This window comes from Streptomyces sp. NPDC056628, from assembly GCF_042792555.1.
Taxonomy (GTDB): Bacteria; Actinomycetota; Actinomycetes; order Streptomycetales; family Streptomycetaceae; genus Streptomyces.
Window position 1 is genome coordinate 83,656 of record NZ_JBHTWG010000011.1, and the last position, 20,902, is coordinate 104,557.

General features: G+C 73.8%; 19 protein-coding genes. 8 read left to right on the forward strand and 11 right to left on the reverse strand.

The genetic code is table 11. The features are described 5' to 3' along the window. Window positions 1-24: 24 nt before the first annotated feature. From ACFRAC_RS16620 to ACFRAC_RS16650, 7 genes are all read right to left on the reverse strand, one after another. The gene (locus ACFRAC_RS16620; protein WP_382924604.1) at window positions 25-816 is read right to left on the reverse strand and encodes a class F sortase; all 792 of its coding nucleotides are present in this window, start codon (window positions 814-816) and stop codon (window positions 25-27) included. Then, window positions 806-1,420 (reverse strand): hypothetical protein, encoded by a 615-nt coding sequence (locus tag ACFRAC_RS16625; RefSeq protein ID WP_361339797.1) that lies wholly within the window; start codon window positions 1,418-1,420, stop codon window positions 806-808. The genes ACFRAC_RS16620 and ACFRAC_RS16625 overlap by 11 nt, the downstream gene beginning before the upstream one ends. A gap of 100 nt (window positions 1,421-1,520) precedes the next feature. Next, the gene (locus tag ACFRAC_RS16630) at window positions 1,521-2,759 is read right to left on the reverse strand and encodes an MFS transporter (RefSeq protein WP_382924605.1); all 1,239 of its coding nucleotides are present in this window, start codon (window positions 2,757-2,759) and stop codon (window positions 1,521-1,523) included. 40 nt (window positions 2,760-2,799) lie between these two features. Next, window positions 2,800-4,245: a CitMHS family transporter gene (locus tag ACFRAC_RS16635; RefSeq protein WP_382924606.1), complete on the reverse strand. Its 1,446-nt coding sequence runs from the start codon at window positions 4,243-4,245 to the stop codon at window positions 2,800-2,802. Window positions 4,246-4,380: 135 nt separating this feature from the next. After that, the gene (locus ACFRAC_RS16640) at window positions 4,381-6,633 is read right to left on the reverse strand and encodes a molybdopterin oxidoreductase family protein (RefSeq protein WP_382924607.1); all 2,253 of its coding nucleotides are present in this window, start codon (window positions 6,631-6,633) and stop codon (window positions 4,381-4,383) included. A 101-nt stretch (window positions 6,634-6,734) separates the two neighbouring features. Continuing rightward, on the reverse strand, window positions 6,735-7,337 hold the full coding sequence (locus tag ACFRAC_RS16645) for a TetR family transcriptional regulator (RefSeq protein ID WP_382924608.1): 603 nt from the start codon (window positions 7,335-7,337) through the stop codon (window positions 6,735-6,737). Between the two features lie 65 nt (window positions 7,338-7,402). Then, a complete protein-coding gene (locus tag ACFRAC_RS16650; protein WP_382924609.1) occupies window positions 7,403-7,927 on the reverse strand; it encodes a hypothetical protein in 525 nt (174 codons plus the stop codon). A 183-nt stretch (window positions 7,928-8,110) separates the two neighbouring features. Here ACFRAC_RS16650 and hmgA point away from each other — a divergent pair, with 183 nt between their 5' ends. The 3 genes from hmgA to ACFRAC_RS16665 are packed head-to-tail and all read left to right on the forward strand — an operon-like array spanning window position 8,111 to window position 11,373. Further along, window positions 8,111-9,427, forward strand: a complete 1,317-nt coding sequence (hmgA, locus tag ACFRAC_RS16655; RefSeq protein ID WP_382924610.1) for a homogentisate 1,2-dioxygenase — start codon at window positions 8,111-8,113, stop codon at window positions 9,425-9,427. 27 nt (window positions 9,428-9,454) lie between these two features. Beyond that, window positions 9,455-10,204 carry a GntR family transcriptional regulator gene (locus tag ACFRAC_RS16660; RefSeq protein ID WP_382924611.1) on the forward strand — a complete coding sequence of 250 codons (750 nt, stop codon included), beginning with the start codon at window positions 9,455-9,457 and terminating at the stop codon, window positions 10,202-10,204. Window positions 10,205-10,230: 26 nt separating this feature from the next. Further along, window positions 10,231-11,373, forward strand: coding sequence for a type ISP restriction/modification enzyme (locus ACFRAC_RS16665; protein WP_382924612.1), 1,143 nt, complete (start codon window positions 10,231-10,233; stop codon window positions 11,371-11,373). A 4-nt stretch (window positions 11,374-11,377) separates the two neighbouring features. Here the strand turns inward: ACFRAC_RS16665 and ACFRAC_RS16670 are convergent, their stop codons facing one another. Beyond that, on the reverse strand, window positions 11,378-12,091 hold the full coding sequence (locus tag ACFRAC_RS16670) for a TetR/AcrR family transcriptional regulator (protein WP_382924613.1): 714 nt from the start codon (window positions 12,089-12,091) through the stop codon (window positions 11,378-11,380). 63 nt (window positions 12,092-12,154) lie between these two features. Here ACFRAC_RS16670 and ACFRAC_RS16675 point away from each other — a divergent pair, with 63 nt between their 5' ends. Further along, the gene (locus ACFRAC_RS16675) at window positions 12,155-13,093 is read left to right on the forward strand and encodes an ATP-binding cassette domain-containing protein (protein ID WP_382924614.1); all 939 of its coding nucleotides are present in this window, start codon (window positions 12,155-12,157) and stop codon (window positions 13,091-13,093) included. Beyond that, window positions 13,090-13,872 (forward strand): ABC transporter permease, encoded by a 783-nt coding sequence (locus tag ACFRAC_RS16680; protein WP_382924615.1) that lies wholly within the window; start codon window positions 13,090-13,092, stop codon window positions 13,870-13,872. The genes ACFRAC_RS16675 and ACFRAC_RS16680 overlap by 4 nt, the downstream gene beginning before the upstream one ends. 244 nt (window positions 13,873-14,116) lie before the next feature. Here the strand turns inward: ACFRAC_RS16680 and ACFRAC_RS16685 are convergent, their stop codons facing one another. The 3 genes from ACFRAC_RS16685 to ACFRAC_RS16695 all read right to left on the reverse strand — a co-directional run bounded on the left by ACFRAC_RS16685 (window position 14,117) and on the right by ACFRAC_RS16695 (window position 15,864). After that, on the reverse strand, window positions 14,117-14,386 hold the full coding sequence (locus ACFRAC_RS16685) for a hypothetical protein (protein ID WP_382924616.1): 270 nt from the start codon (window positions 14,384-14,386) through the stop codon (window positions 14,117-14,119). Window positions 14,387-14,512: 126 nt separating this feature from the next. Next, on the reverse strand, window positions 14,513-15,325 hold the full coding sequence (locus tag ACFRAC_RS16690) for an anti-sigma factor domain-containing protein (protein ID WP_382924617.1): 813 nt from the start codon (window positions 15,323-15,325) through the stop codon (window positions 14,513-14,515). After that, entirely contained in the window at window positions 15,322-15,864 is a 543-nt protein-coding gene (locus ACFRAC_RS16695; protein ID WP_382924618.1) for a sigma-70 family RNA polymerase sigma factor, read from the reverse strand. The genes ACFRAC_RS16690 and ACFRAC_RS16695 overlap by 4 nt, the downstream gene beginning before the upstream one ends. 209 nt (window positions 15,865-16,073) lie before the next feature. Between ACFRAC_RS16695 and ACFRAC_RS16700 the strand changes: the two genes are divergently transcribed. The 3 genes from ACFRAC_RS16700 (at window position 16,074) to ACFRAC_RS16710 (ending at window position 20,877) form a co-directional block, all read left to right on the forward strand. Beyond that, a complete protein-coding gene (locus ACFRAC_RS16700) occupies window positions 16,074-17,609 on the forward strand; it encodes a DUF4331 domain-containing protein (RefSeq protein ID WP_382924619.1) in 1,536 nt (511 codons plus the stop codon). 113 nt (window positions 17,610-17,722) lie between these two features. Then, complete coding sequence (locus ACFRAC_RS16705) at window positions 17,723-19,228, forward strand: tetratricopeptide repeat protein (RefSeq protein ID WP_382924620.1); 1,506 nt, start codon at window positions 17,723-17,725, stop codon at window positions 19,226-19,228. Further along, the gene (locus ACFRAC_RS16710; RefSeq protein WP_382924621.1) at window positions 19,225-20,877 is read left to right on the forward strand and encodes a nickel transporter; all 1,653 of its coding nucleotides are present in this window, start codon (window positions 19,225-19,227) and stop codon (window positions 20,875-20,877) included. The genes ACFRAC_RS16705 and ACFRAC_RS16710 overlap by 4 nt, the downstream gene beginning before the upstream one ends. Window positions 20,878-20,902 lie beyond the last annotated feature (25 nt).

The following is a 20,902-nucleotide window of genomic DNA, read 5'->3' on the forward strand; positions in this document are numbered from 1 at the left end:
ACGTGAGAAAGCGGACGCTCCCGTTCAGCCCTTGCGCGCGGGTTCCCGGGTGCCGGTGAGATGCGCGAAGACGACCACGTTGCCCGAGTAGCCGGTCCTGCGGTCGTAGTTGCCGCCGCAGGTGATGAGCCGCAGCTCCGGACGGTTGCGCGTGCCGTAGACCAGCCGGTTGGGGAACTTGTCCTTCTCGTACGACTTGATGGCGTCGACCGTGTAGACGGCGGTGCGCCCGTCGGCGCGCCGGACCTCGACCCGCTTGCCGCGCTTGAGCTCACCGAGGCCGCCGAAGACGGCGGGGCCGGTGTTGGTGTCCAGGTGGCCCACGGCGACGGCGGTGCCCGGCTCCCCGGGGGACGGCCCGTCCGTATACCAGCCGGCCAGTTCGGGCTTGTCCTCGGGCGGTGTGGTCAGCCGGCGCTCGCTGTCCAGGCCCAGGTCCATGAGGTCGGCGTCGACGCCGATGTAGGGGATGACGATGCGGGTCGCCCGCGAGCGGGGCAGCGTGCGGGGCGCCGGGCGCCCGGACGCCGCCTCGGGGCGGGGCGCGGCGGACGTGCGCGCCGGACGCGGGGACGGGGTCCCGGGGCCGGCGGTCCCGGGGGGTGCGGAGGTGGACGGGTCGGGGGAGGCCCCGGGGCGCGCGTCACCGGCCTCGACGGCCCGGGGCTCCGGAGCCGGCGCGGCCGTGCCGGCTCCGGGGCCTTCCCGGTGGGCGATCCGGCTGCCGCCCACCGCCAGGACGACGGCCAGGACCGCCGTCCTGGCCAGCCGGTAGGCGCGCCTGCGGTACCAGGGCCGGCGCCGTCTACGCGCCATGCGACCGGCGACGGAGCCGGAACCACATCACCCCGCCCACGGCGGTCAGGCCGACGGCGGCGGCACCGGCGACCGTGGTGAAGGCCTGGTCACGGGCGATGCCGCCACCCCCGGCGGCCGGTCCGCCCTGCGGGGCGGGCGAGGGGGTCGACATGGAGGCCCGGCAGTCGACGGTGAAGGTCTTCTCCCGGTTGGGGGCGGTGGCACCCGTGAACTCCCAGGTGAGCCGGTACTGGCCGTCCGGCAGTGTCAGGTCCTCGCTGTGCCCGATGCCCCGGTTGAGGGTCACGGTGCCGTTGAGCGTGGCTCCGCTCGGGACCGTCGGCTGAGTCACGATGTTCCAGGTCACGGTCCCGACGGTCTCGAAGTTCGCCAGGTCGAGGTAGAAGCGGCAGACCCTGGGCTCGTCGATGGCGTCGCCGTAGTCCGTGCGCCGGACCCCGTCCCACGGCGCCGTGTGGATCTTGACGGTGCCGTTGTCCCCCGGGGCCATCGGAGCGGCGGCTCCGGCCGACGGCAGCCCGGTGAGCGGGGTCAGCGCGGCGGTGAGCGCCGTGACGGCGGCGATGCGCGCGGCTCGGCGTCGAAGAGGCGTGGTGGGCATGCGAGTCCTCCGAGTCAGACGATTTTCGTACAAATCGCTCGTCTCTGACTCTCTTTCACATCTGCCCTTCAAGATCGTGGAAGCAGGGCCTTACGGGCCATCAGATACCACTCTTTCGACGCAACACGGCCTCCGGTCCGCGTCGCGCGCCGTCGTCCCCCGCCTCTCCGGCCGGCCGCGCGGGCGAGCGCAGGGCCGTCCCCGCCGAGACCAGCAGCAGCGCCCCCAGCATCACGAACGGCGCCGCCACCCCGGCCAGTCCCGCCACCAGGCCCGCCGACGCCGGGGCGGCGACCTGCCCGAGGCGGTTGCCGGTCAGCCGCAGCGCGAGGGCGGTGGAGCGGGCACCCTCGGGGGCCGCCTGGACGACCGTCGTCATGGACAGCGGCTGGCCGACGCCGAGGCAGAACCCGAGCACCGTCAGCATCGCGGCGAGCGCCCACACCGGCACCGGCAGCGCGACACCCGCGCACAGCAGGGCGCCGAGCAGGCAGGTGACGGTCAGCAGCGCCGTGCGGCCGAGCAGCCGCAGCAGGGGCGTCAGGACCAGCCGGCAGGCGATGGTCGCGGCGGCGCGCAGGCTGAGCAGGACGCCGATCACGGAGGGCGCGATGCCCCGGTGCTCGCCGACCACCGGAAGGTAGGCGGTGAGGATGTCGGTGGCGGAGAGCACGGAGAGGCTGACGAAGATGCCCGCGGGGACGCCCCGTGCGCGCAGGATGCGCCGGACGGGCACCCGGTCCCCCGGCGTCGTCAGGGACCCGTCGGCCGTACGGCTCTCTATGCGCCACAGCGAGGAGAAGGCGACCGCGCATCCGGCGCCCGCCACCAGCAGGGCGAGCGCGCTGCCGTGCGCCCGGTCCGGGCCGCCGATCAGCGCGCCCGCCGCGATCGGCCCGACCAACTGGCCGAGGGAGGCGCCGATGGTGAAGTGCCCGAAGTTGCGGTCCTGTTCGTGCGGGGCGGACTGCCGGGCGACGAGGGACTGCGCGCCGATGACGAAGCAGAGGTGGCCGAGGCCCATCACACCGCTCCAGACGGCCATCGCGCCCAGCGAGCCGGCCAGGCCGCTGAGCGCGCAGCCGCCGGATATCAGCACGACTCCGGCCGGCAGCAGCGGCGCACAGCGCCCGTGGTCGGTGCGACGGCCCAGCGGGACCGCGGCGAACAGCGGGAGCAGGGCGTACACCCCCGCGATCACGCCGACCGCCCGCTCGTCGGCGCCGAGCGCGAGGGCCCGGTAGGAGACGGCGGGCCGGGCCATCGACACCGCCCCCTGCGCGAAGCTGAAGGCGATGACGAGGCGGAGCAGCCAGCCGCGGCTCCCACCGGGCTTCATGGTCGTCTCCTTCCGGGACGGGCCGAACGGGGCCTGGGGATCAGACGATTCCGAAGAGGACGCCCGCCGCGAGGACGACGAGGCAGGTGAGCGCGGCCCACTTCACCACGAACCGCGTGTGGTCGCCGAACTCGACCTTGGCCATGCCGACGAGGACGTAGACGGCCGGGACGAGCGGACTCGACATGTGCAGCGGCTGGCCGACCAGGGAGGCGCGGGCCATCTCCAGCGGGGTGACTCCGTGCGCGGCCCCGGCCTCGGCGAGGACGGGCAGGACACCGAAGTAGAAGCCGTCGTTGGACATGAAGTAGGTGAGCGGGAGGCTCAGCACCCCGGTGACCAGGGCCATGTGCGGGCCCATGCCCTCGGGGATGACGTCCACCATCCATGTGGCCATGTGGTCCACCATGCCCGTGCCCTGGAGGACACCGGTGAAGACGGCGGCGGCGAAGACCATGCCGGAGACGTTGAGGACGTTGTCGGCGTGGGCGGCCAGGCGGGCCTTCTGGTCCGGGATGTGCGGGAAGTTCACGGAGAGGGCGAGCGCGGCGCCGAGCAGGAACAGCACCGGGATGGGCAGCAGTTCCATGATCATGGCGGTCAGCAGGGCGACCGTGAGCAGCGCGTTGAACCAGTAGAGGCGGGGGCGCGGGGTGGGCCGGTCCGGGTCGAGCGCGGCGAAGCGCTCGTCGTCGGCGCCGTCCGAGCCGGTGCTGTCCGAGCCGGTGCCCTCGGCGCCGTCTGGGGCGGTGCCCTCGGCGCCGGTGCCCGAACTGTCGCCGACCGCCGGGGAGCCGGCCGTCGCGCCGCCGGCGCCCACGAGGACCGTCTCGGTCTCCTTCTCCGTCACCAGGACCTCGTCCAGGGCGAGCACGCCGAGGCGCCTGCGCTCGCGCACCCCGAGGACGTACGACAGGACGAGGACGGCCAGCAGGCCCACGGCGAGGGCCGGGATCATCGGGACGAAGACGTCGCCGGCGTCGACCTTGAGCGCGGTGGCGGCGCGGGCGGTCGGGCCGCCCCAAGGCAGCGTGTTCATCACACCGTTGGCCATCGCGGCGACGCCGGTCATCACGACCAGGCTCATCTTCAGGCGCTTGTACAGCGGGTACATCGCCGAGACCGTGATCATGAAGGTGGTCGAGCCGTCGCCGTCGAGCGAGACGACCGCGGCGAGGACCGCCGTGCCGACGACGATCCGCATCGGGTCGGCCTTGCAGAACCGCAGGATGCCCCGCACGATCGGGTCGAACAGGCCGACGTCGATCATCACCCCGAAGTAGACGATCGCGAACATGAGCATCGCCGCGGTGGGCGCGAGGCTGGTGACGCCGTCGATGACGTAGTCGCCGAGCTTCGCGCCCTTTCCGACGAAGACGCAGAACGCGGCCGGGATCAGCACGAGTGCCGCGATCGGTGACATCTTCTTCATCATGATCAGGACCAGGAAGGTCGCGATCATGGCGAAGCCGAGAATGGTCAGCATGAATGGATACCTAACGTTCGCCTTTGAACGACCCACCAGGGCCGGCGGTGCGTTGGACGTTAGGTCCCGCCGAACGGCGTTAACAAGACGTTGACATGCGAGCAATAAGCGCAGAACTCCAGGTCAGAGCTTTGCTCAGGTCAGCGCGCTGATCGTTTCGGCCACCGGTGACACCTCGACGGGCACGCCGTTGAGCACCGCGTTGCCGGACAGCGGGTCGAGCGCGCGGCCGTCGAGGAGCTGGTTGACGTTGACGCCGGGGTCGCCGGAGGCGTGGCCCAGCCGGGTGCCGGGGCGGTCGTGGCCCCAGCCGTGCGGCAGGCTCACCACGCCGGGGCGCACGGCGTCGGTGACCTCGGCGGGCGCGGTCACCTCTCCCCCGGCGCCCTTCAGGCGTACGGGTGCCCCGTCGCGGACGCCGAGGCGTTCGGCGTCGTCGGGGTGGATGTGCAGGGTGCAGCGGTTGGAACCGCCGGTGAGGGCGGGCACGTTGTGCATCCAGCTGTTGTTGGAGCGCAGGTGCCGGCGGCCGACCAGGACGAGTCCGTCGGGGCGTTCGCGCAGGGCCGCCCTGAGCCGGGGCAGGTCGCCCGCGAGGGGTTCGGGCAGCAGCTCCACCTGGCCGCTGACGGTCTTCAGCGGCTGCGGCAGCCGGGAGGCGAGGGGCCCCAGGTCGATGCCGTGCGGGTGGGCGAGGAGCCGGTCGAGGGTGAGCCCGTCCGGCCGGGCGCCGAAGCCGTCGCCGTAGGGGCCGAGGCGCAGCATCATGTCGAGGCGCCGCTCGGGGCCGCTGACGCCCGTGAGGAGGGCGGCGAGTTCGCGCGGGTCGCGGCCGTGCACCGGGGAGTGCGGTTCGGCGACGGCCTTGCCGAGGGTCTGCCCGATGACCATGTCGTCCACGGCGGAGGGGTCGGTGCCGTGCAGGCCGGTCGCGGCCAGGACGAGCCGGGCCATGATCTCGGTCTCGGCCATACGGCCCGGCTCCAGCGCGATCGCGGGCCGGGTGTAGCGGACCTGGTTGCGCACGGCGAGGGTGTTGAAGGCGAAGTCGTGGTGCGGGCTCTGCGACGGCGGGGGCGGCGGGAGGACCACGTGCGCGTGCCGGGAGGTCTCGTTGAGATAGGGGTCGACGCTGACCATGAACTCCAGGGAGTCCAGCGCCTTGTCGAGGCGGTCGCCGTCGGGCGCGGAGAGCACGGGGTTGGCGGCGACGGCGATCAGGGCGCGGACGGGCGTGCCCTCGTCGGTGGCGGTGTCGATCTCCTCGGCGAGCGCGGAGAGCGGCAGTTCGCCCTTGGCCTCGGGGTGGCCGCTCACCCGGGAGCGCCAGCGGCCCAGCGCGAAGCCGTGGCCGGGTCCGGCCGGGCGGGGCGTGCGGTCGGTGGCGGCCTGCGGGAAGAGGGCGCCGCCGGGGCGGTCGAGGTTGCCGGTGAGGATGGTGCAGACGTCCACGAGCCAGCTGGCCAGGGTGCCGTGCGGGACGGTGCAGCTGCCGATGCGCCCGTAGACGGCGGCGGTGGGGGCGGCGGCGAGCTCCCGGGCGAGGGTCCGGATGGTGCCGGCGTCCACGTCGCACGCCCCGGCGACGGCCTCGGGTGTGAAGTCCCGCAGCGCGTCCCGGAGTTCACCGAGACCCTGGAGGTGCGGGGCGAGCTCCCCCGGGTCGGTGAGGTCTTCCTCGAACAGCGTGTGCGCGATCGCCGCGAGGAGCAGCGCGTCCGTGCCGGGCCGGATGGCGATGTGCCGGTCGGCGAGCCGGGCGGTGCGGGTGCGGCGCGGGTCGACGACGGTGAGGGTGCCGCCGCGGGCCTTGAGGGCCTTCAGCCGGCCGGGGAAGTCGGGGGCGGTGCACAGACTGCCGTTGGAATCCAGCGGGTTGGCCCCGATCAGCAGCAGGTGCGCGGTGTGGTCGAGGTCCGGTACGGGGATCGCGTTGGCGTCGCCGTACAGGAGTCCGCTGGAGACGTGCTTGGGCATCTGGTCGACCGTGGAGGCGGTGAACAGGCTGCGGGTGCGCAGGCCGGCGAGGAGGACCGGCGGGTAGAGGGCGCCGGCCATGGTGTGCACGTTGGGGTTGCCGAGCACGATGCCCACCGCGTCCGGCCCGTCCCGCTCGACGACTGTGCGGAGGCCGGCGGCCACGGCGTCGAAGGCCTCCTCCCAGGTGGCCTCGCGCAGGACGCCGTCCCGGCGCACGAGCGGGGTGCGCAGCCGGTCGGGGTCCGCGTCGACGGCGCCGAAGGCGGCGCCCTTGGGGCAGATGAACCCCTTGCTGAAGACGTCGTCGCGGTCGCCGCGGGCGCCGGTGACCTTGGTCCCCTCGATGGTGAGCGTCAGGCCGCAGGTGGCCTCGCACAGGGGGCAGATGCGCAGTGCGGTGCGGGACACGGGTCCTCCCGGGGTGGGTGACGGCGGCGGTGCCCGCCGCCGTGCGCCGAGCATACCGACCGGTACGCATGGTGGGGAGTCCCCGGTCGGAGCGGCAGCCCTCAGTCGAGCACCCGGCCGAGATACGCCCGGAGCAGTTCCCGCGCCTCCTGAAGGATCCGCTCGTCGCCCTCCGGAGCCATCCGGAAGGCGAGGTGGACCAGGGTGTCGGCGGTCTCCACGGCGACGAGGAAGGTCCGGCGCAGGTCGTCGTCCGGTTCGTGGCCGAGGTGGCCGGCGAGCAGGTCGGTGAGCCGGTCGGCGACGCGGCGGTTGGGCTCGCCCCGGGTGCCGACCGGGATCTGGTTGCCGAAGTCGACGAGGGAGAACCCGGGCGCGGTGCGCTTCATGGCGACGTACTCGCCCAGGAGGGCGTCCAGCGCGACCCGCCAGCCGCCGCCGGCCTCCTTCAGCCGCTCGGTGACACGGGCGCCGTAGCGCTCCAGGTTGCGCTGGGCCAGGGCGTCGGCCATCTGGCGTTTGTTGCCGAAGAACCGGTAGACCGAGCCGATGGGGACGCCCGCGCGCTGCGCGACGGCCCGGGTGCTCAGTTCGTCGTAGCCGACCTCGTCGAGGAGGTCGGCGCAGGCGTCCAGGATCCTGGTGAGCCGTTCGGCGCTGCGCCGCTGCACGGGCGCCCGGCGGAGCGATGCGGGATGGGGCACGGTCTCATGATGCCCGTCGGCCGCACCCCGGTGAACGTCGGCCCCCGGGCGCCCGGCGCACCTCTTCACGGGGCCGGCCGGCCCGTCGCCTCCGCCTCGGAGGCGGTGATGTCGGCCGTCCGCTCGACGGGCTCGTCGCCCACGGCCCACACCGTGCCGTCGTCGGCGTAGAGCCGGACGGTGACCTGGTGCGTGCCGCGCGGGACGAGGGAGGCGGGGATGCGGTACCGGTCGGTGCGCAGCTCGGCGACGAGGCGGCCGTCCACGAGGAGGCGGGCGAGCCCCCGCCCGGGGGCCGGCTCCGCGCGCGTGTCCGCGGGCGAGAAGCGGAAGTTGCGGAGGCTGAGCCGGACGTCCCAGTCGCCGGCGCGGGCCGGGTCGGGCTGGACCTCGATGCCCACGCCGGGTGCGCCCTGCTCCCCGACCTCGCGGTAGTGCCGGCCCTCGCCGTCCGTGTCGTCCAGGACCTTGCCGACGGGCGAGGAGGCGACGCCGTCCCGGTCTCCGGGCGTGCCGGAGCCGCAGGCGGCCGATCCGGCCAGCAGGAGGGCGGCCGCGAGGGCCGCGGAAAGGGACCGTGTCCACGACATGTCCGGAGACTAGAACACGGGCCTGACAGCCGGGATCCCCCTTGAGTCGGGTCCGTGTCCGCCTCGCGGCGTAGGCGGGCCGGGGCCCGGCGGATCTTCCTGGACGAGTCGGGCGGATCTCTTGCGTGCGGGAAATCGCAATCCTACGGTGAAGCATAGGAATCGGATCGCAAGGGAGCGAGCATGAGCGGGGACGCGCGGAAGACCGCCGAGGGCCTGTCCTATCTGTCCGGGTTCGGCAACGAGCACAGCTCGGAGGCGGTGCCGGGCGCCCTCCCCGAGGGCCGCAACTCCCCCCAGCGCGCCCCGCTGGGTCTGTACGCGGAGCAGCTGAGCGGTTCGGCCTTCACCGAGCCGAGGGCGCACAACCGGCGCTCGTGGCTCTACCGCATCCGCCCCTCGGCCCAGCACCCGGCGTTCACCCGCACCGGCAACGGCGCGCTCCGCACGGCGCCCTTCACCGAGACGGTGCCGGACCCGAACCGGCTGCGCTGGAACCCCCTTCCCGAGCCGTCGCCCGGCACCGACTTCCTGGCCGGGCTGTGGACCCTGGGCGGCAACGGCGACGCCACCCAGCGCGCCGGGATGGCCGTGCACCTGTACCACGCCAACGCCTCGATGGACCGGGTGTTCAGCGACGCCGACGGCGAGCTGCTGATCGTCCCGGAGCGCGGCGGGCTGCTGCTGCGCACCGAGTTCGGACTGCTGCATGTGGAGCCGGGACACATCGCGCTGATCCCCCGTGGGGTGCGCTTCCGTGTGGAGCTCCTGGACGACTCCGCCCGGGGTTATGTGTGCGAGAACTATGGTGCGCCGTTCCGGCTGCCCGACCTCGGCCCGATCGGCGCCAACGGCCTCGCGAACGCCCGGGACTTCAGGGCGCCGGTGGCGGCGTACGAGGACACCGAGGGACCGGTGGAGGTGGTCAGCAAGTTCTGCGGCAACCTGTGGACCGCGACCTACGACCACTCCCCCCTCGACGTGGTCGCCTGGCACGGCAACCATGTGCCCTACATCTACGATCTGCACCGTTTCAATGTGATGGGCACCATTTCCTACGATCACCCCGACCCGTCGATCTTCACGGTGCTGACGTCCCCGTCCGACACCCCCGGACTGGCGGGCGTCGACTTCGTGGTCTTCGCGCCGCGCTGGCTGGTCGGCGAGGACACCTTCCGGCCCCCGTACTTCCACCGCAACGTGATGAGCGAGTACATGGGGCTCGTCGAGGGCGCCTACGACGCGAAGGCGGAGGGCTTCGTGCCCGGCGGCGGTTCGCTGCACAACATGATGTCCGCGCACGGCCCGGACCGGGAGACGTTCGACCGCGCGAGCGCCGCCGAGCTGAAGCCGCAGAAGATCGACGACGGGCTGGCGTTCATGTTCGAGACCCGCTGGCCGGTGACGCTCACCCCCCAGGCGGCCGGCGCCGAGCACCTGCAGCAGCGCTACGACGACGTCTGGGACGGCCTGGAGCGTCACTTCCGTCCGTTGCGCTGACCGATCCGCGGAAGGTACGGATAGCCCGTGACCCCCTTCGCCCCGGACTCCATCGTCCTCAACCGCAAACTGCCGCTCTGGTACCAGGTGTCGCAGTCGCTGCGCGCCTCCATACTGGGCCGCCGGCCGCAGGACCCGTTGCGCCTGCCCACCGAGGAGCAGCTCGCGGAGCACTACGGCGTGAGCGTGCTGACGATGCGCCAGGCGCTGAAGGAGCTGGAGGACGAGGGCCTGATCACGCGGCACCGCCGGCGCGGCACCTTCATCGAGCCGGACGCCCGCCGCGGCGCCCCCGTGCGGCTGCTCGGCTCGGTGGACGCGATCGTGGCCCAGCAGTCCGGCATGACGGCCGAACTGCTGGACCACGGCCCGGCGCCGGTGCCCGCCGAGGTCGCCGAGCACTTCCCGGACCTCGACGAGGTGGCGACGTACCACCGGCTGCGCAGCGACGGGACGACGGGCGAACCGACCAACCACGCCCGCAACTACGTCCGTCCCGAACTGGCCGCGCGCATCGACCCGGACGACCTGCTGCGCTGGCCGATGACCAAGGTGCTGCGGGACGTCGTCGGGGCGGGCATCAGCCGGATCACGGACACCGTGGAGGCCCGGCTCGCCGACCCGGAGACGGCGAGGCTGCTCCAGGTCCCGCTGCTGAGCCCGATCCTGCACTACACCGGCGTGACCTACGACGCGGGCGGCCGGGTGCTGGACGCGGCGGTCATCCACTACCGCGGCGACCGCTTCTCCTTCACGGTGACCCTGGAGGCCACCTGACCCCCGGGCGGCCCGCAGGCCGTACGATGCCGGGCGTGACGCACGACGACGCTCCGCCGCTGGCGGACCTCATGCCGTGGTCCGTCGCACCGCCGCGGCTCGGCCGGGGCTGGCCGGCGGGCCCCGACGCGGCGTCCCTGAGGGCCCGTTGGGACGCGTTCGTGAAGGCCGAGGGCCCGGACCGGGAGGCCCTGCTGGAGCCGACCCGCTCGCGCACCCTGCGCTCGGCGGCCGCGCAGCTGCCCGGCCAGGCCACCGGCACCGGGAAGCTGCTGCGGGCCTCGGGCCCCTGCCCGGAGCCGGTGCGTGTCCTGGCCGCCCCGTTCGACGAGCAGTGGCTGATCCCGGACCACCGGCTGATCGACGCCGCCCGGCCGGAGCTGTGGCGGGTGGCGGACGCACACCAGGTCTTCGTCGTGGAGACACCGGAGTCCGGGCTGCTGGCGACCTCGCTGCTCCCGCTGGTCCGGCCGGGCCGCGTCCGCCCGCTCTACCGGCGCCCACACGGCACGGAACCCAATCTGGCGCCGGGCCTGCTGCCCTATCTCGAAGGCCGCCTGGGCGTCCCGGTCGAACCGTTCGACGTGCTCGCGTGGACGTTCGCGGCCGTCCGCCCGGACCTGCGGGTGCCGCTCACCGACGACCCCGCGCTGTGGGCGCGCGGCGTGGAGGCGGGCCGGCGTGTCCTGTGGCTGATGCGCCGCGACGGCGACCGCCCCAAGCTGCCCGGCGGGCGCCGCCCCTACGTGCGCGCTCCCCTGCCGTCCCGGCCGCCGGCCCTGGAGTACGACCGCGACGAGGAGGTCCTGTCGCTCGGCGAGGGCCGCGTCTCGCCGGTGCCGGCGTCCGCCTGGGACCTCACGGTGGGCGGGGAGCGGGTGCTGGAGCAGTGGTTCGCGGCGCGCACGGCCGCCCCGCAACCGGGCACCCTGGCCGCGATCCGCCCGGCGGCCTGGCCGCAGGAGTGGACCTCGGAATTGCTGGAGCTCGTCACGGTCCTGGCCCTGCTGGCGGAGGCCGAGCCGCTGGGCGAAGACCTGCCGTCCACGGTCACGGCGGCGGATCTGCGGGCGGCGGGCGTGCTGCCGGTCCCGCACGCGGCCCGCCGGCCGGCGTCGGTGCTGGAGGGCCAGGAGGAGGGCCCGGAGGGCCAGCTCGCGCTGATCTGAGACGTCAGCGGGTGGGGTCGAAGGCGTCCAGCACCCGTTCGAGGGCCCGCCGGAACACTCCTTCCAGGTCGATCGGGCCGCTGCTCTCGGCGAAGGCGGCGGCCAGCCGGGGGTAGGCGCCGGTGGCGACCTGACTGCCCAGGTAGGCGATGCGGACCGCGTTCTCCTCCTCCTCGGACCACGGCATGGAGCGGGTGCGTTCGGACGTGGCGATCTCGTTCGCCGTGTAGGTCGTCACCACGCCGTTGAGGAGCGCGACCAGCTCCATCTTCTCGCTGTACGGGGCCTCCAGCGGCTCCAGGCAGTCCAGGCAGTGCTCCAGGTAGCGCAGGCTGTTGGGGCTGAAGCCGTAGACCCCGGACATCAGCCGGGGCGCCCAGGTGTGCCGGTGCAGGATCGCGCGGGTCTCCAGCGCGTTGCGGATCATGTCGGCCCGCCAGTCGCCCGAGGGGGCGCGGATCTCGTGCTCGGCGCCGATGGCGTCGAGCATCAGCTCGTACAGGTCCTCCTTGCGGGGGACGTAGTTGTAGAGCGACATCGTGCCGCAGCCGATCTCCGCGGCCACGTGCCGCATGGAGACGGCGTCCAGTCCGCCGTCGTCGGCGACGCGCACCGCCGCGGCCGCGATGTCCGCGCGGGTGAACGCGGGCCGGGGACCGCGTCCCGTCCGCTCGGGTCGCGCCCAGATCACGCTCGGTACGGACGCCTTGCCGGCCATGGATCACCACCTCGCCCTCCATCCTAGTTACGTACACCGTACGTAGTGCGCTATGGTCGGGCCATGACTTCTACGTACGCTGTACTTAGTGAAGGTCTGCGCAAACGGTTCGGTGAGGTCGAGGCCCTGCGCGGGCTGGATCTCGCCGTCGCGCGGGGCACGGTCTGCGGCCTGCTCGGGCCGAACGGCGCCGGCAAGACGACCGCCGTACGCCTTCTCGCCACGCTGCTGCGGCCGGACGCCGGTTCGGCCCGGGTCGCCGGGCACGACCTGCTCCGCGATCCGGCGGCCGTGCGCCGCCACATCGGGGTCACCGGTCAGTACGCCAGCGTCGACGGCGATCTGACCGGCCGCCAGAACCTCCGGCTGTTCGCCCGGCTGCACCGGGTGCGCGGGCCCGCCGGGCGCGCCGACGAGCTGCTGGACCGCTTCGGGCTGACCGAGGCCGCCGACCGGCCGGCGTCCACCTACTCCGGCGGGATGCGCCGCCGCCTCGACCTCGCGGCGAGCCTCGTCCGCCGTCCGGATGTGCTCTTCCTGGACGAGCCCACGACCGGGCTCGACCCGGCGGGCCGGGGCCGGATCCAAGAGGCGGTGCGGGAGCTGGCCGCGGACGGCACGGCCGTGCTGCTGACCACGCAGTATCTGGAGGAGGCCGACCAGCTCGCCGACGACATCGCGCTGCTGGACCGGGGGCGGATCGCGCACACGGGCTCACCGGCCCGGCTCAAGGCGGTGCTGGGCACCCAGGTCGAGGTGGTGGTCGGCGACGTGGGCGCGATGGTGGACGCCGCGGCGGTGCTGGACCGGCTCACCGGCGCCGAGCCCTCGCTCGATCCCGAGCGGCGGGCCGTGGGCGCCCGCACCCGGGACGCCACCCTCACCCTCCCCCGCCTCGTCCGCGAACTCGACGCGGCGGGCGTGCCGTTGGTCGACGCGAGCCTGCGGCCGCCGACTCTCGACGACGTCTTCCTCCGTCTCACCGAGGAGCGTGCGGCATGAGCGCACTGGTGTACGACGGCGGCGCGATGCTGGGCCGGCAGCTGCGGCGGGTCCGCAACAACCCGGGGCTGCTGATCCTCACCCAGACGATGCCGATCAGCATGCTGCTCTTCTTCGGGTACGTCTTCGGCAGCGCCCTCGCGATGCCGGGCGAGCGGTACCGGTCCTTCCTGCTGCCCGGTCTGCTGGTGGCGACCGCGGCGAACGGGATCATGACCGGCATGTTCCAGGCCGCGCAGGACACGCACCGGGGAGTGACGGACCGTTTCCGGACGCTGCCGATGAGCCGGGCGGCGGCTCCGCTCGGGCTGGCGGTCGCGGATCTGGTGGTGACGGCGGTGGGGACGGTGCCGCTGCTGCTGACCGGGCTCGCGGTGGGCTGGCGGATCGAGGGGTCGGCGCTCGGAGCGGGCGGCGCGCTGGGGCTGTTGCTGCTGTTCCGGTTCGCGATGACGTGGCTCGGGGTGTTCCTGGGGCTGCTCACCCGGAGCGAGGAGGCCGCGGGGCAGCTGGGCGGGGCGACGTTCCTGCTGCCCCTGCTGTCCAACGCCTACATCCCGGCCGACGGGCTGCCGGGGTGGCTGCGCACGGTCGCCGAGTGGAATCCGATCAGCGCGGTCACGACGGCGCTGCGGGAGCTGTTCGGCAACGCGCCGGTGCCGGACGGGGCGGCCTGGCCCGTCGCGCACCCGGTCGCCGGGTCGCTGGCCTGGTGCGCGGTGCTGCTCGCGGTGTTCGTGCCGCTCGCGGTGCGCCGGTACGCGCGCGGCGAGGGCTGAGCGGCCCCGCCGGGAGCACGGCGAAGGCCCCGTCGACATCCGTGGCGGAGCCAGGCCGTGACACGGAGAGGACGGGGCCGGTGAGCGCGGGGGTGGATTCCGGGGGAACCGCCCGCACCCGGGTGGCACTCCGGGACGCCGCTGCGGTGCCGTGGGGATGACGGCGGCGACAGCGCGGCGGCACCGGGACGGAAGGGCCGGCCGGGTACGGGCCTGGAGACGTCGCTCGGCGGTGACCCGTGGGTCAGCGTCCGCCGAACAGCGAGCGACGGAGCCTGCGCAGCGGGGCGAAGAGCGAGACGCGGCGTACGCGCGCGGTCCGGTCGCTGCGCTCGTGCACGGTGTCCCGCGTGGTCAGCTCACGCATCAGCGAAGTCGCCTCGGCAGCCTCCCGCTGGGGCACGGCGGGACCCGCCAGCACCGAGAGATGGCGGTCGAGGCGCGAACTGGTCGCGCTGCTCCCGCAGGTGATCGCAGGGACCCTGGCCCTGCTGCGCACTGTTATCTGATCCATGTCACTCCCCACCCGTACGAGTCCACCCGGCCCGGGCAGGTTAACCCTATCGTCCCGGTGGAGCACGCGTGTATCGCGGTCACAGGATTCACCTTCCCCGTAAGGGTGTTGACGACCCGTAGGCGATTACTCTCCGAATCCGACCGATTTCAGGGCGACTTGGACAATCGGTTGGCTGGTCGGTTGCGGAGATCCTCCGCCGGGCTCGACAGTGACGGCCAGTGACGTCGACGAGGTGCCCAGACCCGACGCGATCAGGGGCGTGTCGCCCTCGAAGAGCCCGAGGGAGCGTGGTTGCGCGCCGGAGCGCATGAGCCAGAGCTGATGCACCCGGCCGCCGGGGGGATCGCCGTACCCGCTCAGAGTGACGACCGCGCGCCCCTCCGATGCGGAAGCCACCACTCCGATCCGTCGGCCCTTCGCGTCCTCGCCGGTGCTCGCGCGGGCGTCGGGCGCGCCCAGAACGTCGGCGATCTCACTCGCCCGGGCCCGTTGGGCGGCCAGATCGTCCCGCGCCTCGTTCGCCTGGACGGCGAACAGGGAGGCGACGACGAGTGCCGCGGCGGCGGTGGCGGTGGCGAACGGCACGAACAGCGGGCGACGGCTCGCACGGCCGCGCGGCGGCGGCTGGCCGCCCCACACGTGCGGCGGCAACTGGGGAGCACGCGCGCGGGCCGGCCCCCCGGCGCTCTCCTGCGGCAGGGTCCGTACGGCGGACAGCACCCGCTCACGCAGCGCGGCCGGCGGGGCCGCGGCCGTCGACCAGGCCAGCCGGACGGCGTCCTCGGTCAGCGCGCGCACCTCGGCCGCACAGACCTCACACGTGCTCAGATGCTTCTCGAAGCGCTGCCGTTCGGCCCGTTCCAGGGCGTCCAGGGCGTAGGGGGCGGCGAGGGAGTGCAGGTCCTCGCGTCTCAGCAGGCGGGCGACGAAGCTCACGCGACTCCTCCCAGGCACTTGCGCAGCTGGGTGAGTCCGTCGCGCATCCGGGTCTTGACCGTGCCCAGCGGCAGGGACAGCCGCTCGGCGACCTCACGGTAGGTGTAGCCCTCGTAGTAGGCCAGGGTGACCGACTGGCGCTGGAGGGCGGTGAGGCGTTCCAGGCAGCGGCGCACCCACTCGCGCTCCAGCCCGGCCTCGACCTCCTCGGAGACGTGGTCGAAGGCGGGCTGCCCGGAGCGCAGGGCCTCGCGCTGCTCGCGTTCGCCGGCGGCGCGGGCGCTGCGCACCCGGTCGACGGCGCGGCGGTGCGCGAGGGTGAGGACCCACGACAGGGCGCTGCCCCGCCGCGGGTCGAACCGCCCGGCCGACCGCCACAGTTCGAGCAGCACCTCCTGCGCCACCTCCTCCGACTGGGCGGGGTCGCGCACGACCCGCCGTACGAGTCCGTAGACCGGTCCCGAGACCAGCCCGTACAGGTCTTCGAACGCCTTCTGGTCACCGCCCGCCACGAGCACCAGCAGCTCGTCCGCGTCCAACTCGCCTCCCCCTCCAGCCAGACCGCATCTCGGCCGTTCCGTCCCACGAGGTCTTCGCAACGAACACACCTCCGGATGGGGTTACGGATCGAGGAGCCGAAAAAGCGGGTCGGACGGGCACGGAAATTCTTTTCGGGATCGACCAATCCGGCCCCGCCCCCACTCCGAATCCCGGTGCGTCAGGCAAGTTGGCACTGAGGACGGACGGCATGACACCTACTTCCAGGAGCGGGGCGGGACGCAGGGGACTCGCGACCCTCGTATGCGGTGCGTTGGCCGCCGGCGGGCTCGCAGCCGCCGGTGTGACCGCGCTGGAACCGGGGGCGGCCTCCGCCTCCAGCCACCGCGAGGCCCCGCTGATCTCGGGGACACCGCAGTACGACAACACGGACGTGTACGCGTTCGTCAGCCCGGACAAGCCGGACACGACGACGATCGTGGCGAACTGGATCCCGTTCGAGGAGCCCGCGGGCGGACCGAACTTCTTCCCGTTCGCCGAGGACGCCCAGTACGACATCCACATCGACAACAACGGGGACGCGCAGGGCGAGCTGCTCTACCGCTTCACGTTCGACACGCACGTCAAGAACAAGAAGACGTTCCTCTACAACACGGGGCCCGTCGAGAGCCTCGACGACCCCGACCTCAACATCACGCAGACGTACGACATCGAGCTGCTGAAGCTGAAGGACCAGCACCTGGTCTCGAAGACGAAGGTCGCCAACGACGTCCCCGTGGCACCGTCGAACGTCGGCAAGGCCTCGATGCCCGACTACGCGAAGCTGCGCGAGGAGGCCGTGCACGAGCTCCACGGCGGCACCACGTCGTTCGCGGGCCAGGCCGACGACCCGTTCTTCCTGGACCTGCGGGTCTTCGACCTGCTGTACGGCGGGAACCTCTCCGAGGTCGGCAACGACACCCTCAAGGGCTACAACGTCAACTCCATAGCCCTGCAGGTCCCGAACCACATGCTCGCCGAGTCGGCTGACCAGCCGATCGTCGGCATCTGGTCGACGACCCAGCGCAAGAACGCCAAGGGCTACTTCGAGCAGGTCTCGCGCCTGGGCAGCCCCCTGGTCAACGAGGTCGTCAACCCGCTCAAGGACAAGGACCGGTTCAACGCGTCCGCGCCCTGGGACGACGCCAAGTTCCTGAAGAACGTCACCAACCCCGAACTGCCGAAGCTCATCGAGGCGATCTACAAGATCCCGGCGCCCGCCGAGCCGCGCAACGACCTGGTCGACGTCTTCCTCAAGGGTGTGAAGGGCCTCAACCAGCCGCCACACGTGACGCCTTCGGAGATGCTGCGTCTGAACACCTCGATCAAGCCGACCGACAAGCCCAAGCGGCTCGGCGTGCTCGACGGTGACAACGCGGGCTTCCCGAACGGCCGCCGGCTCACCGACGACGTGATCGACGCCTCCCTCCAGGTGGTCGAGGGCGAACTGCTGGGCTCGAAGAACGACCTGGGCGACGCGGTCGACAAGAACGACAAGGACTTCGAGAAGTCCTTCCCGTACGTCGCCCTGCCGACGGAGGGCTCGCGCGGACCGCTCGCCAAGGGCACGGACGGCGAGACCGACGTCCGCAGCCAGCTCGGCGACGCGCTCCAGCCGGCCGGGGCGTCCGGCGGCATGGGGAACACGGCGCTGATCGCCGGATCGGCGGGCGCCGGCGCCCTGGGCATCCTGCTGATCGGCGGCGCCCTGCTGTGGTGGCGCCGGATGCGGGACCGGGCGTACTAGCCGACCGCGTACCGGCCTTCGACCGGCGCGGCCCGTGACGTACCCATCCCCCACGGCGCGGGCCGCGCCACACCGGACGAGCACCACCGTTTCGAGACCCACGAGGAGGGGGCATGGCCCCGCCCACGCACGACACCCCGCAGGATCCCGGGCCCGACCGTGACGCGGGTCCGGACACGGCGGCCCCGGCCGGGGGCGAAGGGGCGGGGCCCCCGGAGGACGGGACCAGCGCGGACGGCCGGGCCGGGGCGCGGGACGGCAGCCGGGTCGCCGCGCTGCGCCGCTTCGCCGCCGCCCGCCGCCGCGCCCTGCACCTCACCGGCTGCGCGGCCCTGCTGGCCGTGGCCGTCACCGGCGGCTCGGTGGCACTCGGCGCCGGAGGCGAGGGAACCGCCCCGCGGACCGCCCCCGCCTCGGCGGCCGTCTCCCCCGGTCTGCTCGCCTCCAAGGACCTGGACGCGGGCATCACGGCCCTCCAGTCCCATCTGCGGGGCCAGCCACGGGACTTCGGCGGCTGGGCCACCCTGGGCCTGGCCTACGTCGAACAGGCCCGGACGAAGGGTGACCCCTCCCGCTATCCGCAGGCCGAGCGGGCGTTCGAGCGCTCCCTGGCGCTGGCGCCCGGCACCGACCAGGCCCTGGCGGGCCGCGCCGCCCTCGCGGCCGCCCGGCACGACTTCGAGGGCGCCCTGGCCGACGCCGACCGGGCCCTGAAGGTGAACCCCTACAGCGAACGCGCCCTGTGTGTACGGGTGGACGCGCTCGTCGAACTCGGCCGGTACCGCGACGCCGCCGAGGCGGCGGACACCGCCGACGACCGCCGCCCGGGCATCCCGGTGTTCACGCGCTACGCCTACGTCCACGAACTGCGCGGCGACGTCCGCACGGCCCGGCGCGTGCTGGAGCAGGCGCTGTCCTCGGCGTCCGCCCCCGGCGACATCGCCTACGTCGCCACCCAGCTCGGCCAGCTCGCCTGGAACCAGGGCGACTACGGCACGGCCCTCACCCACTACGCCCGCGCGCTCGCCGCCGACGAGGACTACGTCCCCGCGCTGGAGGGCCGGGCCCGCGCCCGGGCCGCGAGCGGGGACCGGGCCGGCGCGATCGCGGGCCTGAAGGACGTCGTCGCCCGCTTCCCCCTGCCCGGTCCGCTCGTCGCCCTGGGCGAGCTGTACGAGGCGGCCGGCGACCGGGCCGCGGCCGCCGACCAGTACGCCCTGGTCGATGCCTGGACGTCCCTGGCCCGCGCCAACGGCGTGGACGCCGACCTGGACACCGCGCTGGCGGCCGCCGACCACGGCGACAAGGCGGCGGCGCTGCGGGCGGCCCGCGCCGAGTGGGACCGCCGCCGCACCGTGCACACCGCGGACGCCCTCGCCTGGGCCCTGCACGTCAACGGCAAGGACGACGAGGCCCTGCCGTACGCCCGCCGGGCCACGGCCACCGGCTACCGCAACGCCGTGTTCCTCCATCACCGCGGGATCATCGAGCGCGCCACCGGCCGCGCGGACGACGCCCGCACACACCTGCGCGCCGCGCTGAAGCTGAACCCGGGCTTCGCACCGCTGGGCGCCCGCGACGCGCGTGCGGCGCTCAAGGCCCTGGAGGCGGACCAGTGACCCTTCGCCGGCTCGCCGCCACGGGCTCCGCCGTCCTCACGGCGGCCTGCGCGCTCGCCCTCGTGCCCTCGTCGCCCGCGAGCGCGCACCCCCTCGGCAACTTCACGGTCAACCGGTACGACGGCCTGGTGGTCGCCCCCGGAGAGCTGCGCGTCGACCATGTCGAGGACCTGGCCGAGATTCCGGCGACCCAGGCCGGGCCCGCGATCGAGAAGGCGGGTCCGACGGCCTGGGCCCGGCAGCGCTGCGCGAGCGCGGCGCGGGACAGCGCGGTCACCCTGGAGGGCCGCGAGACTCCCTTGACGGTGACGAGCAGTCATGTGCGCGTGCGGCCAGGCCAGGCGGGGCTCGACACGCTCCGGGTGGAGTGCGGGCTGACGGCACCGCTCCCCCGAGGGGCCCCGCTCGCGCTGGAGTTCAAGGGCGCGGGTGGCGGGACCGGGCCCGGCTGGCGGGAGATCACGGCGCGCGGCGACCGGACGACGCTGACCGCCTCGGACGTGCCGAAGGACTCGGCGTCCGCGAAACTGACCTCGTATCCACGGGAGTTGCTGTCCTCCCCCGCCGACACGAGGACGGCGTCCCTGCGGGTGCGGCCCGGCGGCCCGGCCCTCGCCGCCTCCGGCGAGGACGCCCCGGAGCCCTCCTCCGTCCTGCCGCGCGGCGCCGATCGCTGGACGCGGGCCCTGGACGACCTGGTCTCCCGCCGCGAGCTGACCGTGGGCTTCGCCGCGCTCGCCCTGCTCCTCGCGCTCTTCCTCGGCGCGCTGCACGCGCTCGCCCCGGGGCACGGCAAGACGATGATGGCGGCGGTGGCGACCGCGCGCGGCGGCCGGGCCCGGCTCCGGGACGTCCTGCCGCTGGCCGCCTCGGTGACGGTCACCCACACCCTGGGCGTGGTGGCGCTGGGGCTGCTGGTCACCGCGGGTTCGGCGGCGGCGCCCTCGGTGGTCACCTGGCTGGGGGTCGCGAGCGGCGCCCTGGTGACGGCGGCGGGCGTGACCCTGGCCCGCCGGGCCTGGCGGCTGCGCGGTCCCGGCCATCCGCACCCGCACGACCACGACAGCCACCCGCACCCGCATCCCGGTGAGCCCGCGCCCGGCCACGCCCCCGTGCGCCGGCCGGTGCTGGTCGGCGCTCCCGCCGGCGCCGCCCCGGAACCATCCGCCGCGCCGGTCACCCCCCATCCCCACGACCACGTCCGTCCGCACCCCCACGACCACGTCCATGAACACGCCGACCACGGTCACACCCACACCCACACCCACACCCACGGCGGCGTCCCCCACACGCACCCCACCGCCCCCACCCTCCGCGGCACGATCCTGCTCGGCTTCGCCGGGGGGCTCGTCCCCAGCCCGTCCGCCGTCGTCGTGCTGGTCGGCGCCGCCGCCCTCGGCAAGGCCTGGTTCGGGCTGCTGCTCGTCGTCGCCTACGGCGCCGGGCTGGCCCTCACGCTCACCGCGGCCGGGTTCGCCGTCGTCCGGCTGGGTACAGGGGCGATGCGGGTGCTGGACCGGCGTCCGCGCGCGCTGACCCATCCCGTGACGGTCCTCGTCCGCCGTACGGCGCCGCTGGCGTCCGCGGTGCTCGTCGTCCTGATCGGGGCGGGACTCGTGGTCCAGGGGGCGGCATCCGCACTCGGCTGAGCTACTTTTGTGGAGAATGCGCACG